General features: G+C 45.2%; 1 protein-coding gene. It reads left to right on the top strand.

The window, feature by feature from the left end; genetic code table 11:
• Window positions 1-916, top strand: a 916-nt coding sequence (locus E1163_RS00250) for an exo-beta-N-acetylmuramidase NamZ family protein (protein ID WP_155168532.1), incomplete at both ends; no start/stop codon positions are given.

The raw sequence follows: 916 nt of genomic DNA, 5'->3' as shown, positions 1-916 counted from the left end.
ATTACACCCGGCGCATACCAAACCGGCGATTACCTGTCCCTCATTAAAGACAAAAAAGTAGCCCTGGTAGTTAACCAAACTTCTATGGTAGGCACTTCGCACCTCGTGGACACGCTGCTCAGCCTCCGTGTTAACCTTAAAAAAGTTTTCGCTCCTGAGCATGGCTTCCGGGGTGACGCCGATGCTGGGGAAACTGTAAAAAGCGGTGTTGATGTGAAAACTAACCTGCCGATCGTTTCGCTGTATGGTGACAACAAGAAACCGACGGCTTCGCAGCTTGTCGATGTTGATGTTATTATTTTTGATATTCAGGATGTAGGCACCCGGTTTTACACCTACATCAGTACTATGCACTATATGATGGAAGCCTGTGCTGAGAATAACAAATTGATGATCATACTGGACAGGCCAAACCCTAATGGCATGTATGTGGACGGACCGGTGCTAAAACCGGCGTACCAGTCGTTTGTAGGCATGCATCCCATACCTGTACTGCATGGGCTAACGGTGGGTGAACTCGCAAAAATGATCAATGGCGAAGGCTGGCTTAAAAACAAAATCCAATGTGATATTACCGTAATCCCTGTTAAAAACTATAGCCATAAAAACCACTATTCATTGCCTGTAAAGCCCTCCCCCAACCTGCCCAATGACCTTTCTATAAAAATGTATCCTTCACTTTGCTTGTTTGAAGGAACAGTGATTAGTGTTGGCAGAGGTACCTATAAGCCCTTTCAGCAGATCGGGCATCCTGACTTTAAAGATATGCCCCACTCCTTCACCCCTAAAAGCATAGAAGGAATGGCGAAAAACCCAAGATATGAAGGACAGCAATGCCACGGTATTGACTTTAGCCAAGTCGACTTCAACGGAGGTTTCTCCCTTACTTACCTCATAGATTTTTATCAGAAATATG

Source organism: Fulvivirga kasyanovii, assembly GCF_009711405.1.
Taxonomy (GTDB): Bacteria; Bacteroidota; Bacteroidia; order Cytophagales; family Cyclobacteriaceae; genus Fulvivirga; species Fulvivirga kasyanovii.
The sequence above is the reverse complement of the archived record's forward strand: the minus strand, read 5'-3'. Positions and strand labels throughout refer to the sequence as shown.